Consider the following 15,285-nt stretch of genomic DNA (forward strand, 5'->3'; position numbering starts at 1 on the left):
CGTCAGGCCGTCACGTTCGCGGGAATGGCCGGCAGTCCCAATACACCGCGCCAGTGACTCGTCTTCACCGCGAGCGATTACCCCGCCCGCAGCGTCCCCACACCTACCGGTACCGGTCGGTGGAGGTTCGGGTCAAGGCCCGGCCGGAGCGATTGTCCATGCTGCGCACCGTGTTGGCCGCCTTGGCCGCATTCGAGGATCTGGACCTCGATACGGTCGCGGATCTGCAACTCGCCGTCGACGAGGCGTGTGCTGTGCTGATCAACTCGGCCGCGGCGGACTCGATCTTGCTGGTCGCGGTCCAGCCGCGGGCCGACGCGCTTGTCGTCCGCGCGTCGACCACGTGCGCCAGCCCCGGCGACGTCGGCCTCGGCAGCTTCAGTCGTCGGGTGCTGGCGGCGTTGACCGACGAGGTCAGCACCTTCTCCGAGGGGCCGGAGCCCGACGGAAGACAGGTATTCGGAATTGCGCTGACCACGCGGCGAAGATGGGCCTCGGCAAACTGCTAAAGCGTGTCGGCGACCAACTGCAACTGTCGTGGCTCGGTCTGCAGCGTTGACAACGCCCCGGCGAGCGTCGCGGAGGTGGGCAGGGCGGAATCCGGGTCGCAGATCCGCAACACCCGCAGAACGGCCTTACTGGGCACCAGTACCCAGTCGATGTGCTCGCCGGCGCACCGGATGTTCAATGTGTGAAGGGTGGCAAAGCAGGCCGCCCCGAAGAAGGCGACCGTGCTGAGATCCAGCACGAGTTTGCCGCTCGGTTTCGCATGTTCGAGCGTGTAATCGGTGAACTCGGGCGCATTCGACGCGTCCAGTTCGCCGTGCACGCTGACAATGGCCGTCGTCGGCGCCAACCGGCGGGCGGCAAACTGTGCGCGATTCGTGGAGTCGCCAGGGAGCGGTATAGCTCGTTTGGCGACGCTGATTGTAGGCATTGGGTGACTCCATCAGTAGAAACTAACGATTCGTACTGTGGTCACGTCAGGTTCAGGCTCTGCTCGCTCAAAGCCGCGACTGCAGGCGTTCACACTGCCCTGCATGTCGATGACGATTCCAGCTGGCTGTGAACTCAACCTGATTCGGACTCTACGCCAGACCGCTACTTCGAACAATCGATGTAAGACGGTTCTCATCAACCACCACCGCCGATATCGTCAAAGTCGTTGCAGGAGAAATCAGTTTGCTGCAGCGCTGCGTACTGTGCTCAGTGGTGCCCATGACTGCAAATCAGACAGTTCGGCCTGGGTGAAACGGGCGAGAAGCGGTTTGCCAGATGTTTGGCCTACGAAGTAGCCGGGTATCCGCGCCGCATGAGATTACTCGGACTGCTCGTGTTGATTTGGCTCGTGATCGGCGTGGTCGCGGCATGGCAGCGTGACTATTTCAAGGGTGGAGAAACCAGTTGTGCGGCCGCCGGCGATATCGCCCTCACGGTGCTGGCAGGCCCACTCAACTACGCCGGCGTCAACCCGAAAGTTGGCGAATGCCGTTTGCCGGAACCCAGCGCGATGAATCCCATCGCCATCTGAGAAGTGAGGTCATCATGATTGTGCTCGGAGCGATTCTGCTCATCCTCGGATTGGTGCTGAACGTCTACTGGCTGTGGGTCGTTGGGATAATCCTGCTGGTGGTCGGAGCGGTGTTCTGGCTCCTGGGCTCGATGGGGCGCCCGGTCGGAGGCCGCCGCAGTTGGTACTGACCCGGCCGGCGATGTTCGTTTGTCCACCTGCGGGTTCGGATCGTTCTACCGTGGAGGCAGCCCACGATTGCCAGGGCAGTGATATGGCGGGAAGGAGCAGCCATGAAAGGCCCGAAAGATCCGGTTGACCATGCGAGGACGACCCGGCCGCACGCCGGGGAATCGATGAAGGACAACGTCATCATGCCCGCGCTGATTCTCATCGGAGTTGCGCTGGTGATGTTCGTCGGCTCGTTGGCCGCGTTCGCCACCGGCCATCCCGATGTCGGTCTGACCATCGGCAGTCTGTCGGCGGCCGGATTCCTCGTCGGATCGGTGTGGCTGGCGCTCGAACACATGAGGGTCAGGCGTATCGAGGAGCGTTGGTACGCAGAGCATCCCGGAGTGATGAAGCAGCGGCCGAGTAGCTGAGCGCCGCGCATACCGACCCGGCCGTCGCCGGCCGGGCGGGTGTCTGCGCTGCTTCGATCAGAACGTGAGCGCCAAGACGGCAAAATCGATGGCCAACAGCACCAGTCCTGCGAGCGGTACCAGGATGCCCCATCGCAGCCGGGCGGTGAACAGCGTCACCGCGATGGTGACTATCGGTATCACCGGTGCGCCGTAAAACAGTATTCCGAACCAGAATTCGCCTGGTCCGGCGTCCGCACAGGTATCGCCGGGGCAGCCGGCAATGCTCATCACCGCACCCATTCCGTACAGGAACACCGCAATTGCCGCGGGAATCGTCAATAGGGCAAGTAACCAGGTCGTCGACAGCCTGAATCGTCGCTGTGTCCGGTCCTGCTGCATCTCGGTATGTGCTTGGGTCATGGCGTTCGGGTACCCAGTTTCGCGGGCTTGCCCACGGGTATCCGTTCTCCCATGACCAGATTCGGATACACCTTGATGACCGAACAGAGCGGACCAAAAGATCTTGTCCGCTACGCAGTTTCGGCGGAGCAGGTCGGATTCGACTTCGAGGTGTGCAGTGACCACTACTCGCCGTGGCTGGCCACCCAGGGCCACGCTCCCAATGCGTGGCCCGTGTTGGGTGCGGTCGCCCACGCGACCGAGTCGGTGCAGCTGTACTCCTACGTGACCTGTCCGACGATACGCTACCACCCCGCGGTGGTCGCTCAACAGGGCGCCACGTTGCAGATCCTGGCCGACGGCCGGTTCACCCTCGGCCTGGGCAGCGGCGAGAACCTCAACGAGCATGTGGTGGGGCGTGGATGGCCCACCGTCGAGCGCCGTCTCGACATGCTCGCCGAGGCCATCAAGATCATCCGGGAACTGCTCACCGGCGAGCTCGTCGACTACCGGGGAGAATTTTTCGAGGTCGACTCCGCCCGCATCTGGGATGTGCCTGACGTGCCGCTGACGATCGGCGTTTCGATGACCGGCGAGAAAGCTGTCGAAAAGCTCGCCGTCGCGGCAGATCACCTGATCAACGTCGCGCCGGACCGGGCAATCGTCGACGGTTGGAATGCCCGGCGCCAGGTGACCGGTGTGCTGCCGGAAGGCCGGGTGATCGGGCAGATCCCGGTGTGTTGGGATCCGGACCGCGACGCCGCCATCAGCAGAGCCCATGAGCAGTTCCGGTGGTTCGCCGGCGGTTGGGCGGTGAATGCGGACCTGCCGACGCCTGCGGGTTTCGCCGGCGCCACCCAGTTCGTCAGGCCCGAAGACGTCGCCTCCGCCATCCCGTGCGGGCCGGATCTGGATGCCATCGTCGCGGCGGTGGATGAGTACCGCGAGGCCGGGTTCACCGACATCGCGCTGATCCAGATCGGTGGCGAGAGCCAGGATCAGTTCCTCGATGAGGCTGCCAAACCGCTACTCGCCGCGCTCCGAGCCGACGTGGGATGACCTTTCGGCCGTCATCGGGTCACCGGATCGCATGGCCAGCGGCAGTACAAGCCAAAAACCCACGAACGTCACCAGCGTGATCAGCCCGGCGATCACCCCGGCACCGCGTCCGCCCACCGTGTCGAAAATCAGCATGGTCACCCCTGCCATCGTGACGGCGAGGAACAACAGCCCGGCGTAGGCACATCGATGGGCGGCGGACACCAACAGGTTGAGCCTGCGCCGGCGAAACAGCATGCGGTGCATGCCAACTGGTGCGATGAGAAGTGCGGTGGCCATCACCGAGCAGGCCACCGTGACGAGGTAGACCATCCGCATGGTGTGGTCGACCTCCTCGAATCCGTCGTGAAACGGGAGCGTCAGCAGCAGGCCGGTGAGCAGCTGCACCCCGGTCTGCACCACGCGCAGCTCCTGCAGCAGGCTCGCCCAGTTCCGATCGAGCCGTTCGGCTTCCGTCTCATGGCGGGCGGCTTCGTCCCAACGTTGGTGCTCGTCGGAACTGTCCGCGCCCATGCCGTCGATGATCGCATTGCTCGACTGGTGGCGACGCGTTTCCACCGGCGGGCGGCAGGTGCGTGTGACTGTGCGTTTCTGGGTATCCCGGTGTTATGGAAGGAACGTCCCCGCGCACGCTCAAGCGCATCTTGATAGCGGCCTGCGTGGCGCTTGTCGCGCTGATCTTGATAATCGCCGGGGTGTATGCGATCGCCTTCATCATCCTGGCGCCGATGATGACCTGATGTCGGGTCGGGTTCGGGGTTTCCAGGCGACACCGCCCGGGCATCCCGTGATCACGATCCATGACGGCACCCATCGAGAGGAGTGTGTTGACTCGTGCCGAAGACCACCAAGCGGGGCAAGGCCAAGGAAAGTGAGCTGCCCAGCACCCTGCAGAAGTCAGAGGCAAAGGCGCAACGGACCTTCGCCAAAGCACACGACTCGGCTGCCGAGTCCTACGGGGAGGGTGAGCGCGCACACCGCGTCGCGTACTCGGCGCTCAAGCACAGCTATGAGAAGGTCGGCGATCACTGGGAAGCCAAGGAACATCAAGGACCGTCCGACGACCGGGCCCGCAGCGGTGGTCCCAATGCCTCAGGTGAGTCTTCGGAAGGCGTTGACGCACACGCGAGCAAGAAGCACCTGATGGACGTCGCCGGGCGCCTCGACATCCGGGGCCGCACAAACATGACCAAGGACGATCTGGTCGACGCGATCCAGAAAGTCAACCGCCGCGAGACCCGGTCCGGGCGTTGAGCGGGCACTGGCGACCGCGCGGCGACCCGGGTGCGCTGCGGTGAGCTGGAGAAAACGCCTGAGGTACTGTCTGTCAGAAATGCCGGGAGATCAGATGGCCGAAGCAACAGGCCAAGAAAAGCTGGCCGCCAGCAGTGAGCGGGCGGTAGAACTACGCGTTGCCGCCAGGCTGGAGAATCTGGCCGTGGTGCGGACCATGGTCGCAGCCGTCGCCACCTTCGAAGACCTCGATTTCGACGTGGTGGCCGATCTACGGCTTGCGGTCGACGAGGCCTGCACCACGCTGATCCGGTCAGCCGTGCCCGACTCGACGCTGGTTCTGCTGATCGATCCCCGTCAGGACGACGTGGTGATCTCGGCATCCACCAACTGCCGGGGTGACCACATCGTCGAGCCGGGCAGTTTCAGCTGGCACGTATTGAGTTCGCTGACCGATGAGGTGCACACCTTCACCAACGGCGAGAGCTCCGACCACGACCAGGTGTTCGGCATCTCGCTGATCACGAGGCGAGCGAGCCTGCTCAGGTGACATCGGAATACGCGGATGTTCTCGACATGTTCCGCGAGCTCCGTGAAGTCCCCGTGGACTCGTCGGAGTACGACCGGCAGCGGGAGCGGATCGTCCAGCGGTGCCTGCCCTTGGCCGACCACATCGCCCGCCGGTTCGACGGCCGCGGTGAGCCCCGCGAAGACCTGGTTCAGGTGGCGCGGGTGGGCCTGGTCAACGCGGTGAACCGATTCGATGTGGACACCGGCGCGGACTTCGTGTCCTTCGCGGTGCCGACCATCATGGGCGAAGTTCGTCGGCATTTCCGCGACAACAGTTGGTCGGTGAAGGTGCCGCGGCGCCTCAAAGAGCTGCATCTGCGTCTCGGGGCCGCCACAGCAGAACTGTCGCAACGGCTGGGGCGTGCGCCCACGGCCACCGAACTTGCCGCGGAACTCGACATGGACCGTGACGAGGTGCTTGAGGGCCTCATCGCCGGCAGTTCGTACAACACCCTGTCCATCGACAGCGGCGGCGGTGGCGACGAGGATGCACCGGCGATCGTCGACACCCTTGGCGATGTCGACATGGGCCTGGATCAGATCGAGAACCGGGAATCGCTGCGGCCGTTGCTCGCTGCACTACCCGAACGGGAACGCACGGTGCTGCTGCTTCGGTTTTTCGAGTCCATGACGCAGACGCAGATCGCCGAGCGGGTCGGTATTTCGCAGATGCACGTGTCGCGGCTGCTGGCGAAATCGCTAGCCCGGCTTCGTGACCAACTGCAGTAGCGGAGATTTCCCCCGCAGCGTAGACAGCGCGGCGGCGACAGTCGGGCAGCTGCGCGGCGTGGACTCCGGGTCGCAGATGCGCAGCAGCCGCGACACCGCCTTGCTGGGAACCAGGACACAGTCGACATCACCGACCGAACAGCGGACCCCGATCGCCTTCAACGTGGAAAGCCCGACGGCACCGAAGAAGTCGACTCCGGTGAGGTCCAGGACGAATCGGTCCGCGTGGGCGGTGTGGCGCAGCGCGTACTCGGTGAAATCGCGCGCGTTGGCCGCGTCGATCTCCCCGCAGGCACTGATGACCGCCATCGAGGGCGTCAGCCAGCGGGTGGCGAAGGTTGCGGCGGGACCGTGGGCTCGATCGATCAGTGCCTTCGACGAAGGGACAGACATGGCGACTCCATCAGACGGAATACGTGTATTCGTGCTGTGGCGACGTCTTTCACCGGGGGCGGGAGCCCCCCGCCCGCGATGTCGATGACGCTCGCAGCGGCTGTGAACTCAACCTGTTTCGAACATTACGCCGATCAAGGTCACTCGACAATCCGCTTAATCGGATTTTCATAGTGCCAGCTCAGCGGGCCGATCTTATCGGGGGGTGTCAACGTCCGGATGCTTAACAGGAGTCAAACTGTTTGGATGTCGAACACCAGCACTGTTGCCGGCGTGGTGCTCGCCGGCGGCGCCGGCAGCAGGTTCGGAATGCCGAAAGTGCTTGCCGAACAGGGCGAGTGGTTGAGGGCCGCAGTGCGTGCGCTGGCTGACGCCGGTTGTGACGACGTGGTGGTGGTGCTCGGCGCCGCAGTGGTCGACGTGCCCGCACCGGCCCGCGCGGTCATCGCCACCGACTGGGCCGACGGGCTCTCGGCTTCGCTGCGCGCCGGAATCTCGGCCGTCGGCGCGGCCGACCTGGCGGTGCTGCACCTTGTCGACACGCCCGACGTGGGCGCCGACGTGGTGCGCCGGGTCCTGGCCGCCGCGCCGGATTCCGGCCTGGCGCGGGCCGTGTACGCCGGCCGGCCGGGGCATCCCGTGGCCGTCGCGCGCAGGCACTGGCCCGCACTGCTGGCGTCTCTGCACGGTGACGAAGGGGCCCGGCCGTTCCTGCGGGGGCGCACCGACGTCGTCGCGGTGGACTGCAGCGACCTGGCCACCGGAGCCGATATCGACGTCAGTCCGTGACGGGTTTCTCACCGTCGGCCGTGACGGTGAGCCCCAGCATCGCCCCTGCGAAGCGACGCACCGATATCTGGGCGATCGTGGCGGCGTCGGTGTGCCCCGGTCGGGCCCTGGTGTGCATGGTTGCGGCGACCGGATCCAGCGTGATCTCTGCGAGCAGTTCACCGGTTGTGGGTTCGCACACCGCCCAGGAGTAGTAGGTGTCGGACGCCCACTGAGCTTCCCGCCGCAGCACGTAGTCCGGATCGGTCTCGCCGAGGTCGGCCAGCGCGGGCCGGTCATCGATCAGGTCATCGTCGCGTAAGGCGCGCAAATACCATGAGCCGGCATTGATTTCGACGGGTTCCATGTTCTTACAGCAGGCCCAATCGCGCGACCGCCGCGCGTTCGTCGAGCAGCTCGGCCACCGACGCGTCGATACGCTCCCGGGAGAATCCGTTGATGTCGAGCCCCTCGACGATCTGCCACGCCCCATTGACCGCACGCACCGGAAGCGAGGCCACCGCCCCCTCGGGAATGCCGTAGATGCCGGGGGACGGCAAGGCCACCGACGTCCAGTCGTCGGGGTCGGTGCCGTCGACCCAGTCCCGGACGTGGTCGATCGCGGCGTTGGCCGCCGACGCCGCCGACGACGTGCCGCGCGCCTCGATGATCGCGGTGCCCCGTTTGGCCACCGTCGGAATGAAATCCGTTGCCAGCCAATCGGTATCCGCGGCGTAGTCGGCGCCGGGGCGGCCGTCGACGACCGCGTGGAAGATGTCGGGATACATGGTCGGGGAGTGGTTACCCCACACGGTCACGCGGGACACGTCGGTGACGTGGACGCCGGCATGAGCGGCCAGGGCCGCGACGGCCCGGTTGTGGTCCAGCCGGGTCAGGGCGGTGAACCGTTCTGCCGGAATGTCGGGTGCGTGCGCCGATGCCACCAGGGCATTGGTGTTGGCGGGGTTACCCACCACCACGATGCGAACGTCGTTGCCCGCGCCGGCGTTCAGCGCCTTGCCGGCCTCGGCGAAGATCGCGGCGTTGGCGGCCAGCAGGTCCGCCCGCTCCATGCCTTTGGAGCGTGGCTTCGCGCCGACCAGAAGCGCGACGTCGACGCCGTCGAAGGCGCGCACCGGGTCGTCGTGGATCTCGACATCGGTCAGCAGATCGAACGCGCTGTCGACGAGTTCCATCACCACGCCCTCGGCAGCTCTGACGGCCGAAGGCAGTTCCAAAAGCCGCAGCGTCACCGGCACATCGCGGCCGAGCAGCGCGCCCGCGCCGATCCGGAATAGCGCGGCGTAACCGATCTGTCCGGCAGCGCCCGTCACGGTGACGACTTTGGGAGTGGTCATCTGGCTCCTCTGGCCCTTGAGAATGCACTCAGGGCTGTGATCCGTTCGGGATCACAGCCCTGTGTGCAATGTCGGCGCTTAGTCTTTGATCTCGGCGATCACGGTGCCCTGGGTGATGGCGGACCCGGCCTCGACTGCGAGACCCGTGATGGTGCCTGCCTTGTGGGCGGTCACCGGGTTCTCCATCTTCATGGCCTCCAGCACCACCACCAGGTCGCCGGCGGCCACTTCCTGACCCTCTTCGACGGCGACCTTGACCACGGTGCCCTGCATCGGTGCGGTGACTGAGTCACCGGATGCCGCTGCACCGCCGCCGCCGCCGCGCTTGCGGGGCTTGGGCTTCTTGCGGATCACACCGGCAGCCGCGCCACCGCCGCCGCCGAGCGCCAGATCGCCGGGCAGTGACACCTCGAGGCGGCGTCCGCCGACCTCGACGACCACGGTCTGCCGCGGGACGGTGTCTTCTTCCTCGATCGGGTCGCCACCGGTGAACGGCTCGACGGTGTTGTCCCACTCGGTCTCGATCCAGCGGGTGTGCACGGTGAAGCCGTCCTCATCGCCGATGAAGGCGGGATCGGAGACCACGGCGCGGTGGAACGGGATGACGGTGGCCAGGCCCTCGACGTTGAACTCCGCCAGCGCACGGCGGGAGCGGTCCAGTGCCTCGGCGCGGGTGGCGCCGGTGACGATCAACTTGGCCAGCATCGAATCGAACTGGCCGCCGATGACCGAGCCGGTCTCCACACCGGAGTCCAGGCGCACGCCGGGACCGGTCGGCGGCTCGAACTTGCTGACCGGGCCGGGGGCGGGCAGGAAGCCGCGGCCGGCGTCCTCGCCGTTGATGCGGAACTCGATGGAGTGGCCACGCGGGGTGGGGTCCTCGGTGATGTCGAGGGCCTCGCCGTTGGCGATACGGAACTGCTGACGCACCAGGTCGATGCCCGAGGTCTCCTCGGTGACCGGATGCTCCACCTGCAGGCGGGTGTTGACCTCGAGGAACGAGATCAGGCCGTCCTGGCCGACCAGGTACTCGACCGTGCCGGCGCCGTAGTAGTGGGCTTCCTTGCAGATCCGCTTGGCGGACTCGTGGATCTCCTTGCGCTGCGCGTCGGTCAGGAACGGGGCCGGGGCCTCCTCGACGAGCTTCTGGAAGCGGCGCTGCAGCGAGCAGTCGCGGGTGCCTGCGACGACGACGTTGCCGTGCTGGTCGGCGATGACCTGGGCCTCGACGTGGCGCGGCTTGTCCAGGTAGCGCTCGACGAAGCACTCCCCACGGCCGAACGCGGCGACGGCCTCACGCGTGGCCGAGTCGAACAGCTCGGGGATCTCCTCGATGGTGCGCGCGACCTTCATTCCGCGACCGCCGCCACCGAAAGCGGCCTTGATCGCGACGGGCACGCCGTACTCCTTGGCGAACGCGACGACCTCGTCGGCATCCTTCACCGGATCTGAGGTGCCCGGCACCAGCGGCGCCTTGGCTCGGGCGGCGATGTGACGGGCGGTGACCTTGTCGCCGAGGTCGCGGATGGACTGCGGGCTGGGCCCGATCCAGATCAGCCCCGCGTCGAGCACGGCCTGGGCGAAGTCGGCGTTCTCCGAAAGGAAGCCGTAGCCGGGGTGGATGGCGTTGGCTCCGGACTTCGCCGCGGCGTCCAGGATCTTCTCGAACACCAGGTAAGACTCGGCGGAGGTCTGGCCGCCCAGTGCGAACGCCTCATCGGCGAGCCGCACGTGCGGTGCGTCAGCGTCGGGCTCGGCGTACACGGCCACGCTGGCCAGTCCCGCATCCTTGGCGGCACGGATCACCCGTACCGCGATCTCCCCGCGATTGGCGACCAGCACCTTGGAGATCTTTGAGCTGGCGTGGTTGGCCACGGTGCCTCCTCGGCAGTTCTCTAAGAAACGTCTTTAAGAATCTATCGCGGGCAGTTTATGCGCCGCACCTTGAGGCTCGCCCCACCGGTGTCGGTTACCGGCCGGTAAGTTTCACGGGTCGGCATCGGTCGGTGACGGAAGTCGCGCGTCGACGACCCACTTGGCAGGCAATATTGCCGCATCTCGACAGGGCCTGAGTGACTTACGGTTGACCGCGTGGGTGCGGGGATTCTCATCATCGTTGTCGGTGTGTTGCTCGGCGGGGTTATGGCGGCCGCCCCGCGTGGAATCTGGTGGGCTACCCAGTCCTGGAAGTTTCGGAATCCGGAAGCCAACGAACCCAGTGAGCTGTCTTACGTGATGACTCGGGCCGGCGGTGTGCTGCTGGTCGTCTTCGCACTCGGGTTCGGTGGCGTGCTCATCGCCGACGATCGCAACAAGGCTGCCGCGGCAGCGGAGGCGGCAGAGCGCAAGCGCGCCGCTGAAGAGGCCGAGGCGGCCTTCGAGCGGCCGCCCGCTGAGATCCGTGGGTTGCTGCCGGTGATCGGTTACGTCGTCAGGCACGCGCCCAAGGGCGTCTCTGTCGACTTGTATTACACGGCTCCGTCCCGGTCGGTGCCTTAACTATGTCCGGCGGTTGGCCGAACGGTTCACTTATCCCTGTGCGTCGGTGCCGACGGAAACACCCGGTGATGACGGGCGCCTCGACGTCACGGTCGAGCTGTCCTGGGCACCGACGCGCCTAGGCGACATGGATCAGAATGATGGCTGCCGGGTTGACCGTGGACACAAGATGGAACGGGAATCTCTGGGCCCGTTCCTGGCAGCCCCGGTGATCACCACGAACGGGCCGATTCTTACCGAAGACGGCACTGAGGTGGCTGCGGCCGTCGGCAACATAGTTCCTGAGCTTGCCGAAGTGCCCAACGCCGACGGCTCCGTTCCGGCCGTGTCAGACCGTGGTGTGCTGCCGATCGTGGGCTACGCGATCGACACCGTCGATGACCGCGGGCAATACCTGGAGGTTTCCTATCTCGTCCCGAACGGCGTCCGCGTCGACGATGGGGGTTCTTCTTCGAGCCGTCCGTCTGGCGGCTGTCAGGTGGCACCTGCGGTGTCCGGCTTGGGCACCGACACCGTGACCGTCAACGTGGGGCTGCGTTGGTCCGACGCCGGCGGGCCACACGATGACGAAGACGATGCGCACTGCCGGGCCGGTGGCTCGGGGATGCGGGTGATGACCAGCCGATGGGGTGAAATCACCGACAGCACAACGATTCTCACCGATGGTCCGATTGCGGACGAGGCAGGTGCCGGGATTGCCGGTGCCGCGCCGGGCAATCGGGTGCCGCGGCGCTGATCAGGCCGCGCGCACGCGCCGCTTGATCCGGGTCAACATGGCCGACATCCCGCGCAGTCGCAGCGGGCTGATCAACGCGGCCAGGCCCAGATCGGTGTAGAAATCGTCGGGCACCGCCAAGATGTCGTCGGCGGGCTGCCCGTCGAGCCCGGCGGCCAGGATCGCGGCGAAACCTCGCGTCGTCGGCGCTTCCGGCGGCGCGCTGAAGTACAGCCGCACCTTGTCGCGATTGGATGCGTCGACGTCGAGGAACAACGGCGACTGGCATTCCGGAACAGGCTCCATCGCCGCCTCTTCGAGGTGAGAAGGCAACGGCGGCAAGTCGTTTGCGAACTCCAACAACAGCTGCAGCTTGTCCTGACCGGCCACCTCACCGAAGTCCGAGATCACCTCCGCCAGAGCGGCCGGCATGGTCACGGCGCCGCACCCGGATCGGGACCGACCGCGACGGGCACGCGCACGGCATTGCCCCACTCGGTCCAGGAACCGTCGTAATTGCGCACACCGGGCAGACCCAGCAGATGGGTGAGCACGAACCAGGTGTGGCTGGAGCGCTCGCCGATGCGGCAGTAGACAACCGTCTTGTCATCGGGACCGAGGAATCCGTACAACTCCTCAAGCTCGGCGCGGCTGCGGAATTGGCCACTGTCTTTGGCGGCCTTGGCCCACGGGATCGACCGGGCGGTGGGGATGTGGCCGCCGCGCAGCGCGCCCTCCTCCGGGTAGTCCGGCATATGGGTGCGTTCGCCGGTGTACTCCTGCGGGGACCGCACATCGATCAACGGCTGACCGCCGAGGATGCCAAGCACGTCTTCCTTGAAGGCGCGGATCGGCGCATCGTGCCGCTCGACCACCGGGTAGCCGCTGGTGCGCTTGTTGGGCACGTCCAGGGTGGTGTCACGGCCGTTGGAGACCCACAGGTCGCGGCCGCCGTCGAGCAGCCGGACGTCGGGGTGGCCGAAGAGGGTGAACACCCACAGCGCGTAGGCGGCCCACCAGTTGCTCTTGTCTCCGTAGATGACCACGGTGTCGTCGCGGCCGATGCCCTTGCGGTCCATCAACTCGGCGAACTGCTCACCATTGATGTAGTCGCGGACATGCGGATCGTTGAGGTCGGTGTGCCAGTCGATCTTCACCGCGCCGGGGATGTGGCCGGTGTCGTAGAGCAGGACGTCTTCATCGGACTCGACGATGGCGAGCCCGGGGCGACCCAGGTTGCTGGCCAGCCAGTCGGCGGTGACCAAGCGTTCCGGGTGGGCGTAGTCGGTGAGAGTGGGGCTGGGGTCTGCAGGCAGCGGCACAACATTGAGCCTACCGCCGGAGGTGAAACTGCAGGTTGGCAGTGCGCTGAGTTAAGCGGTGAAAGCTACCTCGTAGGCCACTGCGTAACGGCGCGGGCCGGATTTGGTGCGGAACAGGGAACCGCCGTCCTGACACCACGTCACAACCCGCAGCAGGTGCTTCCCCGGTGCCAGTCGCTTGGCGATGATCTCGGCGAATGCGGCGCGCAGCCGCTCCAGGTCATAGGTTTCGATGTCGCGTGCCACACGCACATCCCACATGGTTTCTTCGATTGGCATCGGCCCAGTGTCGACCTGTGATCACACGACTTGGGTGTTTGCCGACGGCGCGCCGTCGCCTAAATTGGTTGCAATTTGGTCACTGCGCCCGGCCGTCACGCCGGCGATCCAGTCCCGTGTACCGCCACACTGTGGTCCTTTTCGGGACCACGGCCGACGTGGGCTTCGGTGCGCATCCGCTCGACCATGTGCGGGTAGTGCAGCTCGAACGCCGGGCGCTCGGACCGGATGCGCGGGAGTTCGGTGAAGTTGTGCCGCGGCGGCGGGCAACTGGTGGCCCACTCCAGCGAATTGCCGTAACCCCACGGATCGTCGACGGTCACCGGCTCGCCGTAGCGCCAGCTCTTGAACACATTCCAGGCGAACGGCAGCACCGACAGACCGAGGATGAAGGCGCCGATCGTCGAGACGATATTCAAGATGGTGAATCCATCGGTGGACAGGTAGTCGGCGTAACGACGTGGCATGCCCTCGTTGCCCAACCAGTGCTGCACCAGGAACGTGGTGTGGAAGCCGATGAACGTCAACCAGAAATTGAGCTTGCCGAGCCGCTCGTCCAACAACCGCCCGGTCATCTTCGGGAACCAGAAGTAGATGCCCGCGTAGGTGGCGAACACGATCGTGCCGAACAGCACGTAATGGAAGTGTGCGACGACGAAATAGCTGTCGGTGACGTGGAAGTCCAACGGCGGGCTGGCCAGCATCACACCGGTGAGGCCGCCCAACAGGAACGTGACCAGAAAGCCGACCGAGAACAACATGGGTGTCTCGAATGTCAACTGGCCCTTCCACATCGTGCCGATCCAGTTGAAGAACTTGATGCCCGTCGGCACCGCGATCAAGTAGGTGGTGAAGGCGAAGAACGGCAACAGCACGGCCCCGGTCGCGAACATGTGGTGCGCCCAAACCACCACGGACAGCGCGCCGATGGTGATGGTCGCATAGACCAGCAGCGTGTAGCCGAAGATCGGTTTGCGGCTGAACACCGGGATCACTTCGGTGATGATGCCGAAGAATGGCAGCGCCACGATGTAGACCTCGGGATGGCCGAAGAACCAGAACAGGTGCTGCCACAGGATCGTCCCGCCGGTGGCCGGGTCGTAGATATGCGCGCCGAGGTGACGGTCGGCTGCCAAGGCGAACAGCGCGGCCGTGAGGATCGGAAACGCCATCAGCACCAGGATCGAGGTCACCAGGACGTTCCAGGTGAAGATCGGCATCCGGAACATCGTCATCCCCGGAGCGCGCATGCACACCACCGTGGTGATCATGTTGACGCCGCCCAGGATGGTGCCCAGACCACCGACGGCCAGGCCAAGGATCCAAAGGTCACCGCCCGCGCCGGGGGAGTGGATCGCGTCAGTCAAGGGCGAGTACGCCGTCCAGCCGAAGTCGGCCGCCCCGCCCGGGGTGATAAACCCGGCAAGCGCGATCAGCGCACCGAACAGGAACAGCCAGAACGACAGTGCGTTGAGGCGCGGGAACGCCACGTCAGGCGCCCCGATCTGCAGCGGCAGCACGAGGTTGGCGAATCCGAACACGATCGGCGTGGCGTAGAACAGCAGCATCACCGTGCCGTGCATGGTGAACAGCTGGTTGTACTGCTCATTGGACAGGAACTGAAGGCCGGGTGTGGTGAGTTCGGTGCGCATGAGCAGTGCCATGAGCCCGCCGATGAAGAAGAACGCGAAGCAGGCGACGACGTACATGATGCCGATCAGCTTGTGATCGGTGGTGGTGATCAGCTTGTAGACCAGATTGCCCGTCGGGCCCATCCGGGGCGGGAATGGACGACCAACGCGTAGTCCGGTGAGAGGCGGTGCTTCGGCAGCCATGGGATCTCCAGGTGTCCACGACAAATGTGCTT

The 15,285-nt window shown here is 65.5% G+C and carries 23 protein-coding genes; 12 read left to right on the forward strand and 11 right to left on the reverse strand.

The annotated features are described in order from the left end of the window. Window positions 1-53 precede the first annotated feature (53 nt). Window positions 54-509: an anti-sigma factor gene (locus tag ABQF30_RS04195; RefSeq protein WP_448461336.1), complete on the forward strand. Its 456-nt coding sequence runs from the start codon at window positions 54-56 to the stop codon at window positions 507-509. Here the strand turns inward: ABQF30_RS04195 and ABQF30_RS04200 are convergent. Beyond that, window positions 506-937, reverse strand: a complete 432-nt coding sequence (locus ABQF30_RS04200) for an STAS domain-containing protein (RefSeq protein ID WP_448461338.1) — start codon at window positions 935-937, stop codon at window positions 506-508. The two genes, ABQF30_RS04195 and ABQF30_RS04200, sit on opposite strands and share 4 nt — an antisense overlap. Before the next feature lie 375 nt (window positions 938-1,312). Between ABQF30_RS04200 and ABQF30_RS04205 the strand changes: the two genes are divergently transcribed. From ABQF30_RS04205 to usfY, 3 genes are all read left to right on the forward strand, one after another. Further along, window positions 1,313-1,531, forward strand: a complete 219-nt coding sequence (locus tag ABQF30_RS04205) for a hypothetical protein (protein WP_448461340.1) — start codon at window positions 1,313-1,315, stop codon at window positions 1,529-1,531. Window positions 1,532-1,545: 14 nt separating this feature from the next. Continuing rightward, on the forward strand, window positions 1,546-1,701 hold the full coding sequence (locus ABQF30_RS04210; RefSeq protein ID WP_448461341.1) for a DUF6131 family protein: 156 nt from the start codon (window positions 1,546-1,548) through the stop codon (window positions 1,699-1,701). Window positions 1,702-1,803: 102 nt separating this feature from the next. Next, entirely contained in the window at window positions 1,804-2,112 is a 309-nt protein-coding gene (gene usfY, locus ABQF30_RS04215) for a protein UsfY (RefSeq protein ID WP_448461343.1), read from the forward strand. A gap of 57 nt (window positions 2,113-2,169) precedes the next feature. Here usfY and ABQF30_RS04220 read toward each other — a convergent pair whose 3' ends face one another. Further along, window positions 2,170-2,514, reverse strand: a complete 345-nt coding sequence (locus ABQF30_RS04220; RefSeq protein ID WP_448461345.1) for a hypothetical protein — start codon at window positions 2,512-2,514, stop codon at window positions 2,170-2,172. A 51-nt stretch (window positions 2,515-2,565) separates the two neighbouring features. Between ABQF30_RS04220 and ABQF30_RS04225 the strand changes: the two genes are divergently transcribed. Continuing rightward, window positions 2,566-3,552 carry an LLM class F420-dependent oxidoreductase gene (locus ABQF30_RS04225; RefSeq protein ID WP_448461347.1) on the forward strand — a complete coding sequence of 329 codons (987 nt, stop codon included), beginning with the start codon at window positions 2,566-2,568 and terminating at the stop codon, window positions 3,550-3,552. On the opposite strand, the gene ABQF30_RS04230 is transcribed toward ABQF30_RS04225, so the two are convergent. Then, the gene (locus tag ABQF30_RS04230; protein ID WP_448463425.1) at window positions 3,520-4,065 is read right to left on the reverse strand and encodes a DUF6328 family protein; all 546 of its coding nucleotides are present in this window, start codon (window positions 4,063-4,065) and stop codon (window positions 3,520-3,522) included. The two genes, ABQF30_RS04225 and ABQF30_RS04230, sit on opposite strands and share 33 nt — an antisense overlap. A 95-nt stretch (window positions 4,066-4,160) precedes the next feature. On the opposite strand from ABQF30_RS04230, the gene ABQF30_RS04235 reads away from it, so the two are divergent. The 4 genes from ABQF30_RS04235 (at window position 4,161) to ABQF30_RS04250 (ending at window position 6,084) form a co-directional block, all read left to right on the forward strand. Beyond that, on the forward strand, window positions 4,161-4,292 hold the full coding sequence (locus ABQF30_RS04235) for a hypothetical protein (RefSeq protein ID WP_448461349.1): 132 nt from the start codon (window positions 4,161-4,163) through the stop codon (window positions 4,290-4,292). A gap of 94 nt (window positions 4,293-4,386) precedes the next feature. Further along, the gene (locus tag ABQF30_RS04240; protein WP_448461351.1) at window positions 4,387-4,806 is read left to right on the forward strand and encodes a ChaB family protein; all 420 of its coding nucleotides are present in this window, start codon (window positions 4,387-4,389) and stop codon (window positions 4,804-4,806) included. Between the two features lie 94 nt (window positions 4,807-4,900). Then, entirely contained in the window at window positions 4,901-5,335 is a 435-nt protein-coding gene (locus ABQF30_RS04245) for an ATP-binding protein (RefSeq protein WP_448461352.1), read from the forward strand. Window positions 5,336-5,361: 26 nt separating this feature from the next. After that, window positions 5,362-6,084 carry an RNA polymerase sigma factor SigF gene (locus ABQF30_RS04250; protein ID WP_448463427.1) on the forward strand — a complete coding sequence of 241 codons (723 nt, stop codon included), beginning with the start codon at window positions 5,362-5,364 and terminating at the stop codon, window positions 6,082-6,084. Here the strand turns inward: ABQF30_RS04250 and ABQF30_RS04255 are convergent. Further along, a complete protein-coding gene (locus ABQF30_RS04255) occupies window positions 6,055-6,477 on the reverse strand; it encodes an STAS domain-containing protein (protein WP_448461354.1) in 423 nt (140 codons plus the stop codon). The two genes, ABQF30_RS04250 and ABQF30_RS04255, sit on opposite strands and share 30 nt — an antisense overlap. 246 nt (window positions 6,478-6,723) lie before the next feature. On the opposite strand from ABQF30_RS04255, the gene ABQF30_RS04260 reads away from it, so the two are divergent. After that, entirely contained in the window at window positions 6,724-7,266 is a 543-nt protein-coding gene (locus tag ABQF30_RS04260) for a nucleotidyltransferase family protein (protein WP_448461356.1), read from the forward strand. Here ABQF30_RS04260 and ABQF30_RS04265 read toward each other — a convergent pair. The 3 genes from ABQF30_RS04265 to ABQF30_RS04275 all read right to left on the reverse strand — a co-directional run bounded on the left by ABQF30_RS04265 (window position 7,256) and on the right by ABQF30_RS04275 (window position 10,478). Further along, a complete protein-coding gene (locus ABQF30_RS04265) occupies window positions 7,256-7,612 on the reverse strand; it encodes a hypothetical protein (protein ID WP_448461358.1) in 357 nt (118 codons plus the stop codon). The genes ABQF30_RS04260 and ABQF30_RS04265 overlap by 11 nt on opposite strands. A 4-nt stretch (window positions 7,613-7,616) precedes the next feature. Next, the gene (locus tag ABQF30_RS04270; protein WP_448461359.1) at window positions 7,617-8,603 is read right to left on the reverse strand and encodes a malate dehydrogenase; all 987 of its coding nucleotides are present in this window, start codon (window positions 8,601-8,603) and stop codon (window positions 7,617-7,619) included. 78 nt (window positions 8,604-8,681) lie between these two features. Then, a complete protein-coding gene (locus tag ABQF30_RS04275; protein WP_448461361.1) occupies window positions 8,682-10,478 on the reverse strand; it encodes an acetyl/propionyl/methylcrotonyl-CoA carboxylase subunit alpha in 1,797 nt (598 codons plus the stop codon). Between the two features lie 216 nt (window positions 10,479-10,694). On the opposite strand from ABQF30_RS04275, the gene ABQF30_RS04280 reads away from it, so the two are divergent. Together ABQF30_RS04280 and ABQF30_RS04285 are read left to right on the forward strand one after the other, a co-directional pair. Further along, the gene (locus ABQF30_RS04280; RefSeq protein ID WP_448461363.1) at window positions 10,695-11,102 is read left to right on the forward strand and encodes a DUF6199 family natural product biosynthesis protein; all 408 of its coding nucleotides are present in this window, start codon (window positions 10,695-10,697) and stop codon (window positions 11,100-11,102) included. A 46-nt stretch (window positions 11,103-11,148) separates the two neighbouring features. After that, on the forward strand, window positions 11,149-11,838 hold the full coding sequence (locus ABQF30_RS04285; protein WP_448461365.1) for a hypothetical protein: 690 nt from the start codon (window positions 11,149-11,151) through the stop codon (window positions 11,836-11,838). Here the strand turns inward: ABQF30_RS04285 and ABQF30_RS04290 are convergent, their stop codons facing one another. The 4 genes from ABQF30_RS04290 to ctaD all read right to left on the reverse strand — a co-directional run bounded on the left by ABQF30_RS04290 (window position 11,839) and on the right by ctaD (window position 15,253). After that, window positions 11,839-12,249 (reverse strand): SufE family protein, encoded by a 411-nt coding sequence (locus ABQF30_RS04290; RefSeq protein WP_448463429.1) that lies wholly within the window; start codon window positions 12,247-12,249, stop codon window positions 11,839-11,841. It lies immediately after the preceding gene. A gap of 2 nt (window positions 12,250-12,251) precedes the next feature. After that, window positions 12,252-13,139: a sulfurtransferase gene (locus tag ABQF30_RS04295; protein ID WP_448461367.1), complete on the reverse strand. Its 888-nt coding sequence runs from the start codon at window positions 13,137-13,139 to the stop codon at window positions 12,252-12,254. A 51-nt stretch (window positions 13,140-13,190) separates the two neighbouring features. Continuing rightward, complete coding sequence (locus tag ABQF30_RS04300; protein ID WP_448461368.1) at window positions 13,191-13,418, reverse strand: hypothetical protein; 228 nt, start codon at window positions 13,416-13,418, stop codon at window positions 13,191-13,193. 95 nt (window positions 13,419-13,513) lie between these two features. Beyond that, complete coding sequence (gene ctaD / locus ABQF30_RS04305; protein WP_448461369.1) at window positions 13,514-15,253, reverse strand: aa3-type cytochrome oxidase subunit I; 1,740 nt, start codon at window positions 15,251-15,253, stop codon at window positions 13,514-13,516. Between the last annotated feature and the right edge of the window lie 32 nt (window positions 15,254-15,285).

The organism is Mycolicibacterium sp. XJ870 (assembly GCF_053483975.1).

Bases quoted from the DNA above. Each gene is read 5' to 3' on its own strand.
- ABQF30_RS04290 (WP_448463429.1), bottom strand. From the start codon at position 12,249: ATGCCGGCCGCTCTGGCGGAGGTGATCTCGGACTTCGGTGAGGTGGCC.
- ABQF30_RS04205 (WP_448461340.1), top strand. From the start codon at position 1,313: ATGAGATTACTCGGACTGCTCGTGTTGATTTGGCTCGTGATCGGCGTG.
- ABQF30_RS04235 (WP_448461349.1), top strand. From the start codon at position 4,161: ATGGAAGGAACGTCCCCGCGCACGCTCAAGCGCATCTTGATAGCGGCC.
- usfY (WP_448461343.1), top strand. From the start codon at position 1,804: ATGAAAGGCCCGAAAGATCCGGTTGACCATGCGAGGACGACCCGGCCG.
- ABQF30_RS04300 (WP_448461368.1), bottom strand. From the start codon at position 13,418: ATGCCAATCGAAGAAACCATGTGGGATGTGCGTGTGGCACGCGACATC.
- ABQF30_RS04210 (WP_448461341.1), top strand. From the start codon at position 1,546: ATGATTGTGCTCGGAGCGATTCTGCTCATCCTCGGATTGGTGCTGAAC.
- ABQF30_RS04230 (WP_448463425.1), bottom strand. From the start codon at position 4,065: ATGGGCGCGGACAGTTCCGACGAGCACCAACGTTGGGACGAAGCCGCC.
- ABQF30_RS04260 (WP_448461356.1), top strand. From the start codon at position 6,724: ATGTCGAACACCAGCACTGTTGCCGGCGTGGTGCTCGCCGGCGGCGCC.
- ABQF30_RS04270 (WP_448461359.1), bottom strand. From the start codon at position 8,603: ATGACCACTCCCAAAGTCGTCACCGTGACGGGCGCTGCCGGACAGATC.
- ABQF30_RS04255 (WP_448461354.1), bottom strand. From the start codon at position 6,477: ATGTCTGTCCCTTCGTCGAAGGCACTGATCGATCGAGCCCACGGTCCC.
- ABQF30_RS04245 (WP_448461352.1), top strand. From the start codon at position 4,901: ATGGCCGAAGCAACAGGCCAAGAAAAGCTGGCCGCCAGCAGTGAGCGG.
- ABQF30_RS04265 (WP_448461358.1), bottom strand. From the start codon at position 7,612: ATGGAACCCGTCGAAATCAATGCCGGCTCATGGTATTTGCGCGCCTTA.
- ABQF30_RS04200 (WP_448461338.1), bottom strand. From the start codon at position 937: ATGCCTACAATCAGCGTCGCCAAACGAGCTATACCGCTCCCTGGCGAC.
- ABQF30_RS04220 (WP_448461345.1), bottom strand. From the start codon at position 2,514: ATGACCCAAGCACATACCGAGATGCAGCAGGACCGGACACAGCGACGA.
- ABQF30_RS04225 (WP_448461347.1), top strand. From the start codon at position 2,566: ATGACCAGATTCGGATACACCTTGATGACCGAACAGAGCGGACCAAAA.
- ABQF30_RS04250 (WP_448463427.1), top strand. From the start codon at position 5,362: ATGTTCCGCGAGCTCCGTGAAGTCCCCGTGGACTCGTCGGAGTACGAC.
- ctaD (WP_448461369.1), bottom strand. From the start codon at position 15,253: ATGGCTGCCGAAGCACCGCCTCTCACCGGACTACGCGTTGGTCGTCCA.